Annotated in this window: 6 protein-coding genes; 5 read left to right on the forward strand and 1 reads right to left on the reverse strand. The window is 72.1% G+C overall.

All coding sequences use genetic code 11. From position 1 onward, the window contains the following. The first annotated feature begins 21 nt into the window (after positions 1-21). From ACZ7LB_RS27515 to ACZ7LB_RS27535, 5 genes are read left to right on the forward strand one after another with little or no spacing between them, the layout of a single operon-like run. On the forward strand, positions 22-861 hold the full coding sequence (locus tag ACZ7LB_RS27515) for a hypothetical protein (protein ID WP_471471903.1): 840 nt from the start codon (positions 22-24) through the stop codon (positions 859-861). Beyond that, positions 851-2,194: a hypothetical protein gene (locus tag ACZ7LB_RS27520; RefSeq protein WP_471471904.1), complete on the forward strand. Its 1,344-nt coding sequence runs from the start codon at positions 851-853 to the stop codon at positions 2,192-2,194. The genes ACZ7LB_RS27515 and ACZ7LB_RS27520 overlap by 11 nt, the downstream gene beginning before the upstream one ends. A gap of 14 nt (positions 2,195-2,208) precedes the next feature. After that, complete coding sequence (locus tag ACZ7LB_RS27525; RefSeq protein WP_471471916.1) at positions 2,209-3,750, forward strand: SCO6880 family protein; 1,542 nt, start codon at positions 2,209-2,211, stop codon at positions 3,748-3,750. 12 nt (positions 3,751-3,762) lie between these two features. After that, positions 3,763-5,175, forward strand: a complete 1,413-nt coding sequence (locus ACZ7LB_RS27530) for an ATP-binding protein (protein WP_471471905.1) — start codon at positions 3,763-3,765, stop codon at positions 5,173-5,175. 34 nt (positions 5,176-5,209) lie between these two features. Then, complete coding sequence (locus ACZ7LB_RS27535) at positions 5,210-6,721, forward strand: type VI secretion protein (protein WP_471471906.1); 1,512 nt, start codon at positions 5,210-5,212, stop codon at positions 6,719-6,721. 86 nt (positions 6,722-6,807) lie between these two features. Here ACZ7LB_RS27535 and ACZ7LB_RS27540 read toward each other — a convergent pair whose 3' ends face one another. Further along, positions 6,808-7,368: a GNAT family N-acetyltransferase gene (locus ACZ7LB_RS27540; RefSeq protein WP_471471907.1), complete on the reverse strand. Its 561-nt coding sequence runs from the start codon at positions 7,366-7,368 to the stop codon at positions 6,808-6,810. Between the last annotated feature and the right edge of the window lie 140 nt (positions 7,369-7,508).

Genomic DNA, 7,508 nt, shown 5'->3' on the forward strand with positions numbered 1-7,508 from the left:
CGTCGAGGGGGCGTACGCGGCATGACTCTCGGAGACGACCACGAGTCCTCCGGCGGCTACGGCGGCACCGGCCAGACCCGTACCCGGCTCCCGGACGGCCCCGGCGACGGCCACCCCGGACCCCGCCGCGGCCCCGCCCGCACCTCCTCCCGAAGCCTCGTCACCGTCGTCGGCGTCGTGGTCCTCCTCATCGCCGCCATCGCCTTCGCGAACCGCGGAGGAGACGATTCCGCACCGTCCTCCAAGGGCCGGGACGCTCCCCCCGACACCGCGGCGACGGCCCCCACGGGCAACCGGCCGGTGGACTCCCGGACCACCGGAATCCCATCGGGCTACGCCCGCACAGAACAGGGCGCCCAGAGCGCGGCGGCCAACTATGCGGTGGTGCTCGGGTCGGCGGATATGTACGACGCAGCAAAGCGTCACGAGATCATCGCCGCCGTCTACACACCAGAGATCGCTAACTCCCGCCGGGCCGACTTCGACGACGCCTATTCGAACCCGAAGCTTCTGACGAGCATCGGGCTCGACAAGAACGGACTCGCCCCGGTGGGCCAGACGTTCGTCTCCCGGGTGATCCCCATCGGCACCAAGCTCACAAGCTCCAGCGCTGACAGCACCACCGTCGAGGTCTGGTACACCTCCCTCTTCGGTTTGTCCGGAGGAAAGTCGACCAACCCAGTGACCGAGAGTTGGTTCACCACTACCTACCAGTTGAAGTGGACGGACAACGACTGGAAGGTCACCGAGTTCCAGCAGACGGACGGGCCAGTGCCGGTCGGGCGCGATCAGAAGGCCTCCACCGCTGACGCCATGACGAAGGCCGTCGAGGAGTTCGGAGGATTCACCTATGCGCGCTAGTCACCGCTTCCTCGGCGTTACCGCTGCCCTTGTCACTGCTCAGACCAGCGCAACACTGTTCGCCACGCGTGTTGTGGCGGCACCTTCACCCACGCCGACGCCGACGGACAGCAGCGACCCCTGCGACCTCATCCGCGGCCCGGCCAAGGACTACTGCGAGCGTGGTCAGTCCGGTGGCGGTTCCCGCCGCAGCACCCTCAACGACCCCACCTCCGTCCTCGACCCCCTCTCCTCCCTCGCCCGCGGCTGCGCCGACGCCGCCGCCTGGACGATCGGCAAGCTGAGCACCGCCGTCCAGGAGACCGCGAACGTCGACTTCACGAACGACAAGTTCCTCAAGCAGTACGCCGTCGTCTTCGCCGCGTCGACCATCCTCACCCTCCTCCTCTGGCTGCTGGCCGTGGCCAAGCGCGCCGTCCGCGGCGTACCGCTGTCCACCGCCCTGTCCGAGGCCATCGGGTTCCTCTGGCTCACCGTGCTGGCGTCCGCCTTCACCCCCCTGATCCTGTACACCGTGGTCTCCGCGGCCGACGGCGTCACCGACGTCCTCGCCAAGGCCACCGGCGACCAGACGGACACCTTCTTCGGCACGTTCTCCGGCGCCCTGAAGAAGGGCGAGGGCATCGGCGGCGGCCCGATCATGCTGATCGTCGTCTCCCTGGTCTCCATCCTCGCCGCCGGCGTCCTCTGGCTGGAGCTGGTCATCCGCGCCGCCCTGCTCTACGTCGGCGCCCTGCTCGGCACGGTCGTCTACGCCGGGCTCGTCGACAAGAACCTCTGGGGCCACGTCCGCCGCTGGGCCGGCGTCATGATCGCCGTCATCCTGGTGAAGCCCGTCATCGTGATCGTCCTGGGCCTGGCCGGCGCCCTGTCCGCCGACGACGGCCCCGACGCCTTCTCCGCCGTCGTCTCCGGACTCGCGATCATCCTGCTCGCGATCTTCGCCTCGGCGATGATCTACCGCTTCGTCCCCGGCTTCGGCGACGAGATCGCGGGCTCCCGCGAGAACCGCATCATGCGGGGCGCCGAGGGCAAGGCCGCCGCCGTCATCAGCTCCCCGGCCAACCTCGTCGCCCAGGGCATCCGCACCCACAGCACCCGCAGCAACGGCGACTCCGGCTCCGGAGGCGGCGGCCAGTCCGGCGCCCGCCCCGCCAACCCCGTCTCCGGCGGCGTCGCCGCGCACAGCTCGCGCCCCGCGTCCAGCGGCGGCGGCACCCCCTCCGCCGCCCCCGCACCGCGCTCGGGCAGCCCCCTCGCCACCCCGCACACCGGCACCAACCGCACCACCCGCAACAGCGGCACGAACAGCACAGGAGGTGACGGGCGTTGACGACCGAGTCCCACATGTCCCATCCGGTCACGCCCCGCCGTACGTATCTCATCGGCCGCGCCCGGCCGAACGCGATCGTCGGCCGCAACCGCGAGACCGGCGAGATCGCGCTGATCGTCGCGGGCGCGTTCCTCGGCATGATGTGCGGTCTCCTCGTCCCCGTCCTGTCCCTGCGCATCGTGCTGCTCACGGGCTTCCCCATGCTCGCCCTGGCCGCCGTCTACGTGCCCTACCGGCACCGCACGTTCTACAAGTGGTTCGAGATCAACCGCAGTTACAAGCGCTCCCTGCGCCGGGGCACCGCCTACCGCTCCTCCGCCATCGAGGCCGGCACCCGCGTCGACGGCCGCGAGGTCGAGATCGGCCCGCCGCCCGGCATCGGCCGCATCAGCTGGCTGGCCGCCCCCTTCGGCCCCGACGAGATCGCCGTCCTGCTGCACGCCGACCGCAAGACGGTCACCGCGGCCATCGAGATCGAGGGCCCCGGCGTCGGCCTGCGCGACTCCGAGGACCAGGAGGCCCTGGTCGACCGCTTCGGCACCCTGCTGAAGCACGTGGCCAACGGGGACGGCTTCGTCACCCGCATCCAGATGCTCGCCCGCACCCTCCCGGCCGACCCCGACGCGCACGCCAAGGACGTGGCCCAGCGCGGCGACGACACCTCCCCCTCCTGGCTGCGCACCTCCTACGACCAGCTCCAGTCCATGGTGTCCACCAGCAGCGAGCAGCACCGCGCGTACCTGATCGCCTGCATGCACTTCACCCGGGAACTGGCCGCCGAGGCCCACACCATGGCCCGCGCCGCCCGCCCGCACCACGGCCGCAAGGTCGACCGCGACGCCGGACTCGCCGTCGTCATGGCCCGCGAGCTGACCGACATCTGCTCGCGCCTCCAGGAGGCCGACATCCGGGTGCGCCAGCCCCTCGGACAGGGCAGGCTCTCCTCTCTGGTCCACTCCATGTACGACCCGGACCACCCCATCGACCACATCCAGGCGATGACGAAGCGCAACGCCTGGCCGGCCGAGCTGGACGCCATGGAGCCCACCTACCTCCAGGCCAAGACCCGCGAGTCCGCCACCCGCGCCCCCTGGTGCCACGCCACCGCCTGGGTCAAGGAGTGGCCGATGACCCCGGTCGGCGTGAACTTCCTGGCCCCGCTCCTCGTCCACACCCCGGACGTCATCCGCACCGTCGCCGTGACGATGGACCTCGAACCCACCGAGGTCGCCATCGAGCGGATGCTGACGGAGAAGACCAACGACGAGGCCGAGGCCTCCCGCGCCGCCAAGATGAACCGCACCGTCGACCCGCGCGACCTGGCCGCGCACAGCAGGCTGGACCAGCGGGGCGAGGACCTGGCCAGCGGCGCCGCCGGCGTCAACCTCGTCGGCTACATCACCGTCTCCTCCCGCACCCCCGAGGCCCTGGCCCGCGACAAGCGCACCATCCGGGCCTCGGCCGGGAAGTCGTACCTGAAGCTGGAGTGGTGCGACCGCGAGCACCACCGCGCCTTCGTGAACACGCTTCCGTTCGCCACCGGCATCCGAAGGTAGGGGCTGAGCCTGATGCGGGATCCGCTGTCCGTCCTCACCGACGCCTTCACGTCCTTCCTCTTCGGGAAGGTCGAGACGACCCGCCTGCCGGTCCGCACCTCCACCGGGCAGGCCCAGGCCGTCTACCTGCCCACCGCCGCCCCCGGCCTGGGCGACTCCGGCGTGATCATCGGCCGCGAGGTCTACTCCGGCAAGGGCTACATCTACGACCCCTTCCAGCTCTACGGCCAGCAGCTGCCCGCCCCGCACTGGCTGGTGCTGGGCGAGTCGGGCAACGGCAAGTCGGCGCTGGAGAAGACCTACGTCCTGCGCCAGCTGCGCTTCCGCGACCGCCAGGTCGTCGTCCTGGACGCGCAGGGCGAGGACGGCGCCGGCGAATGGAACCTGATCGCCCAGGAACTGGGCATAACGCCGATCCGGCTGGACCCGATGGCCGCCCTGGACCACGGCATCCGGCTCAACCCGCTCGACCCGTCGATCACCACGACCGGCCAGCTCGCCCTGCTGCGCACCATCATCGAGGTCGCGATGGGCCACGGGCTGGACGAGCGGTCCGGCTTCGCGCTCAAGGTCGCCCACGCCTACGTCAACGAGTCCATCGTCGAGCGCCAGCCGGTCCTCACCGACATCGTCGAGCAGCTCCGGCACCCGGAGCCGGAGTCGGCCGAGGCGATGAACGTCGCCCTGGACGACGTCCGCGCCTGGGGCCTGGACGTGGCGCTGGTCCTGGACCGGCTCGTCGACGGTGACCTGCGCGGCATGTTCGACGGCCCGACGACCGTCGGCATCGACCTCGACGCCCCGCTGATCGTCTTCGACCTCTCCCACATCGACCGCAACTCCATCGCCATGCCCATCCTCATGGCGATCGTGGGCGTGTGGCTGGAGCACACCTGGCTCCGCCCCGACCGGAAGAAGCGCATCTTCCTGGTCGAGGAGGCCTGGCACATCATCAACAGCCCCTTCGTGGCCCAGCTCTTCCAGCGGCTGCTGAAGTTCGGCCGACGGCTCGGCCTGTCCTTCGTCGCCGTCGTCCACCACCTCTCCGACGTGGTGGACGGCGCGGCGGCCAAGGAGGCCGCGGCCATCCTCAAGATGGCCTCGACCCGCACCGTCTACGCCCAGAAGGCCGACGAGGCCCGGGCCACCGGCGGCGTGCTGGGCCTGCCGCGCTGGGCGGTGGAGATCATCCCCTCCCTGACCCCGGGCATCGCGGTCTGGGACGTCAACGGCAACGTGCAGGTCGTCAAGCACCTGGTCACCGAGACGGAACGGCCGCTGGTCTTCACCGACCGCGCCATGACCGAGTCCTCCAGCGACCTCGCCGACGACGCCCTGCGCGCCGCGGAGCTGGAGGCGGAGGAGCGGGCCGCGGCCTTCATGGAGCACCGCCTGGGCGACTCCTCCGAATCGACGGTCGCCTAGCCGCCGCGGCGGACGTCGGCGCGGGAGGAAACGCATGGGACCGGACGAACGGAAGCAGGGCCACCAGGGCGGTGTCCCCGACGGACTGCTCATCGGCCTCCTGGCGTTCCTCCTCGGCATGACCCTGCTGGTGTGGACGGCGACGGGGCTGGGCGGGCTGTTCGCCCACGGCTCCTGGCCCGGTGGCGTCACCTTCACCGGCACCCCCATGGCCATGCGGAACCTCATCGCCGAGCCCCACGACATCCCCGGGGCCTGGCCGGGCACCGCCCCCGCGGAGCTGTCCGGGTACGGACTCTTCTGGGGGCTGTTCATCGGCCAGCTCATGGTGCTGGTGGTCCTCGCCGTCTTCGTCATGGGGACCCTGGCCCGCTGGCGTGCGGTACGGCGACGGCACCGGCTGGAAGCGTCCTTCCCCGCACCGGTGACGGCGGCACCACCGCAGGACCGCCCCCGGCCCCCGGAGCGCCCCGCGCCCTTCCCCGAAGAGGTCCCCGCCCCCCGTACGGCCCCCGGGCCCGCGGCCGCCCCGCCCCGCGAACCGGCGCCGCACCTTGCGCCCGCTCCGGAGACCGCGGGTGCCGTGGAGGCCGCGGGTGCCGGAGCCGTGGCGCCCGTCCCCGCGGGCCCGGTGCACTACGGCGCCCCGGCGAGCCGCGAGGCCGCAGCGGCACGGGCCGTCCAGGAGGCCGAGGGGGCCGTCCTCGTCGTCACCTCGAACCCGGGGCTCTGGCAGTCCACGAAGGACGCCCGCGCCAAGCTGGGCCCCGTCCTGCTCTACGACCCGTCCCACGTCTGCGACACCCCGGCGCGGCTCCACTGGTCGCCGATCGCCGGCTGCGAGGACAAGGGGACGGCCGTCTCCCGGGCCGCCGCGCTGCTCGCCCCGGTCCGCCCCACCGCGAAGATCGACGAGGCCCTGGCCGCGACCGCCGAGCTGCTGCTGCGCAGCTATCTGCACGCCGCCGCCGTCGACGGCCGCACCGTGCGCCATGTGCACCGCTGGGCCCAGGGCGGACAGCTCCAGGACGCCGTCCGCGTCCTGCGGACCAGCCCCAGGGCCGCGCCCGGCGCGGCGGGTGAGCTGGAGGCCGCCCTCACCGGTCATCCGGACCGCCGGGACATGGCCCAGCAGCTCACCACCCGGGCGCTGGCCTGCCTCTCGACGGTCAATGTCCGCGAGGCGTGCACCCCGAACCGAAGTGATGCCCTCGCCTTGGATTCCTTTGTGCGCGAACAGGGAAGCCTCTACCTGGTGGGCGAGTCCATCGAGGATCCGCGTACCAGTCCGGGCGCCATGCCGCTGCTCACGGCGCTCGCCTCCAGCGTGGTCGAGCACGGCCGGCGCATGGCCGAACGGTCATCCTCCGGTCGGCTCGACCCACCACTCACCCTGGTCCTCGACGACGTCGCCGCCGTCGCCCCGCTCCCCCAGCTCCCCGAGCTGCTGGCCCGCGGGGCCGACCTGGGGCTGCCGACGCTCGCCCTGCTCCGCTCCCGTGAGCAGGGCCGCTCCCGCTGGCCGCACGACGAACTGCCGGTGTAGGAAGGCCCTTCCAGCGGCCGGGCCCCGGTACGGGAGATCCGCCGGGCCGGCCGTCGGGCCGCAGGGGTCCCGGCGGGTCAGCCGGGTCAGTGGTCAGTCACGTACTCCAGCTCGGACTCCCCGGGCCTGCCCTCCAGGGGGACGACCCTGCCGCTGGGGGCGAACCCGGCCTTGCGGTAGGCGCGCCGGGCCCGCGGGTTGTCCTCGTGCACGATGAGCCGCACCCGCTCGGCGCCCCGCGACCGCGCCCACTCCAGTCCGGCGTCGAACAGCGCCCCGGTGAGGCCGCTCCCGCGCCACTCGGGCCGTACGAACACGCCGACGACGTGGCCCTGCCGCCGCTCCACGGGATGCCCCGCCCAGTCGGTCGTCCCGGCCTTCTCCATCAGCACCGTGAGCGATCCGGCCCAGGTCCCGTCCGGGGTCTCGGCGACGAACTGCCGGGCCCCGGTGGCCGTCTCACCGCTGCTGACGGCCCGTTCCCGCCAGAAGGAGTCCGGCAGGGCCGCGGCGGTCTCGTAGGTCTCCAGGAAGGCGAGGTGCGCGACCGGGTCCTGGAGCGCGCGCAGCCGCAGCTCCTTCACGGCCGGCCAGTCGGCGGGCCGGAGGGAGCGGATCTCGTAGTCGCCGGGGGCTGTGGGGGTCATGCCCGCCACGCTAATACGCGGGCGCCCGCCGCTTCATCCCCTTAAAACGCGGAAAAGCCCCGCACCATCAGGTGCGGGGCTTTCCCCAACAATTGTTCGGCGGCGTCCTACTCTCCCACAGGGTCCCCCCTGCAGTACCA

The organism is Streptomyces sp. NPDC107521, from assembly GCF_055598485.1.